Below are 2,240 nucleotides of genomic sequence, written 5' to 3' on the forward strand. Positions count from 1 at the left end.
GGCCGTGCCGAGGCCGCGCCCGGTGCCGGGCCGGGCCGAGGACGTGCTCGCCCCGGCGGCCGGGTCGCCGGCCGGCGGTGGCTGGTTCAGCCGCCAGGGCCCGTCGTCGGCGGTGCTCGGTGTGACACCACCGCCCGCCGCGACGCCGGTCACCGGAGGCACCAACGAGCGGGGCCTGCCGGTACGCGTACCGATGGCCCAGCTCGCCGCGGTCACCCGGCCCGCCGGCCCGAACCGGTCCGCACGTCACGAGCCGGACCCGGAGGCGGTCGGCGGCATGCTCGCCCGCTACTACAACGGGGTACGGCGGGCGGAGGCCGAGGAGACCACCGAGATCTACCTGCCGCGCGATGAAGGAGGACGACGACAGTGACGACGTTGAGCCAGGAGGCACGGGACCTGAGCTGGCTGGTGAACGCGTTCGCGGAGCGGGTGCCGGGCGTGGCCCACGCCGTGGTGGTCTCCTCCGACGGGCTGCTCGTGGCGATCTCCGCGCACCTGCCCCGCGACCACGCGGACAAGCTCGCCGCGGTGACCTCGGGGCTGATGAGCATCACCGCCGGCGCGGCCCAGATGTTCGACGGCGACATCGTGAAGCAGACCGTGGTCGAGATGGGCCGGGGCTATTTCCTGGTCATGCAGATCCGGGACGGCTCGATCCTGGCCACGCTGGCCGGGTCCGACGCCGACATCGGAGTTGTCGGTTACGAGATGGCGCGGCTGGCCAAGCAGGCCGGCGAGATGCTCACTCCGGCGCTGCGGGCGGAACTCCAGCAGGCGTTGCCCCGCTGAGGGCGGGGCCAGCCCGGCCCGGCCGGCGTCGCGCCGGCCGGGCCGGCCCGTCTACAGCCCGTTGCGGCGGATCACGTCGCGGTACCAGTGGGCGCTGCGCTTGAGCACCCGGCGCTGGGTGGGGTAGTCCACGTAGACCAGGCCCCAGCGCTGCTCGTACCCCTCGGCCCACTCGAAGTTGTCCAGCAGCGACCAGACGTGGTAGCTCTCCAGCGGCACACCGTCCCGGATCGCCCGGTGGGCGGCGGCGAAGTGGTCGCGGAGGAAGTCGATCCGCGCGCTGTCGTCGACGGTGCCGTCGGCGGCGAGGGTGTCCGGGCAGGGCAGGCCGTTCTCGGTGATGGTGATCGGCACCCGGCCGTAGTCGCGGGTGACCCGGGTGAGGATGTCGTACATCCCCTCGGGGTAGATCTGCTGCCACTCCGACTCGGAGGTCGGCCACCGGCGGACCGTGTCGCCCTGGCCGGTGACGTAGATCGGCGTGTAGTACTGCACCGCGAGCAGGTCGACCGGGCTGGAGATGATCTTCAGGTCGCCGTCCCGCACGCCGCGGACCATCCGGCTGTCGGCGCCCAGGTCGGCCAGCACGTCCTCCGGGTACGCGCCCTTGAAGATCGAGTCCAGGTAGAGCCGGTTCTCGTAGCCGTCGTACAGCCGCGTCGCGGTGGCCGCCGCGGCGGTGTCGTCGGCCGGGTAGCAGGGGTGCAGGTTCAGCGCCGGGCCGATGCGTCCCCCGACGTGGGAGGCGCGCAGCGCGCGGACGGCCAGGCCGTGGGCGAGCTGGAGGTGGTGGGCGACCAGGTACGCCGCCGCCGGGTCCTGCCGGCCGGGCGCGTGGTGCCCCCAGAGGTAGCCGTTCTGCACCACGGTCTTCGGCTCGTTGACGGTCAGCCAGACCGGCACCCGGTCGCCGAGGGCGTGGAACACCGCGTCGGCGTAGTCGGCGAAGCGCTCGGCGGTGTCCCGGTTCTCCCAGCCGCCGGCGTCCTGCAGGGCCTGGGGGAGGTCCCAGTGGAAGAGGGTGGCCATGGGTGCGATGCCCCGCTCGTGCAGCCCGTCCACGAGCCGCCGGTAGAAGTCCAGGCCGCGCTGGTTGGGCCGGCCGGACCCGTCGGCCTGGACGCGCGGCCAGGAGATGGAGAACCGGTAGCTGCGCAGCCCGAGGTCGCGCATCAGGTCGAGGTCCTGGGCGTACCGGTGGTAGTGGTCGGCCGCGACGTCGCCGGTGTCGCCGTTGCGGGTGCGGCCGGGGGTGTGGCTGAAGGTGTCCCAGATGGATTCGCCCCGCCCGTCCTCCTTTGCCGCCCCCTCGATCTGGTAGGCCGAGGTGGCCGCGCCCCAGCCGAAGCCGGGCGGGAAGCGCAGCGCGCCGTCGCGGTCGGCGTCGCCGTCGGGATCGGGCGTGCCGTCGCAGCCGGCGACGGCGGTGGCGGACGCGGCGGTCCCGG

General features: G+C 73.8%; 2 protein-coding genes and 1 pseudogene. 2 read left to right on the forward strand and 1 reads right to left on the reverse strand.

Annotated features, from left to right (window positions below):
- Both B0E53_RS35710 and B0E53_RS35715 read left to right on the forward strand, forming a co-directional pair.
- Window positions 1–373 (forward strand): annotated as a pseudogene (locus B0E53_RS35710) (ATP-binding protein); the annotation flags it as partial.
- A gap of 5 nt (window positions 374–378) precedes the next feature.
- Window positions 379–792: a roadblock/LC7 domain-containing protein gene (locus B0E53_RS35715; protein WP_210406353.1), complete on the forward strand. Its 414-nt coding sequence runs from the start codon at window positions 379–381 to the stop codon at window positions 790–792.
- A 51-nt stretch (window positions 793–843) separates the two neighbouring features.
- On the opposite strand, the gene B0E53_RS35720 is transcribed toward B0E53_RS35715, so the two are convergent.
- Window positions 844–2,157 (reverse strand): GH1 family beta-glucosidase, encoded by a 1,314-nt coding sequence (locus B0E53_RS35720; RefSeq protein ID WP_107079848.1) that lies wholly within the window; start codon window positions 2,155–2,157, stop codon window positions 844–846.
- Between the last annotated feature and the right edge of the window lie 83 nt (window positions 2,158–2,240).

This window comes from Micromonospora sp. MH33 (genome assembly GCF_003013775.1).
GTDB classification, from domain to species: domain Bacteria; phylum Actinomycetota; class Actinomycetes; order Mycobacteriales; family Micromonosporaceae; genus Micromonospora; species Micromonospora fulviviridis.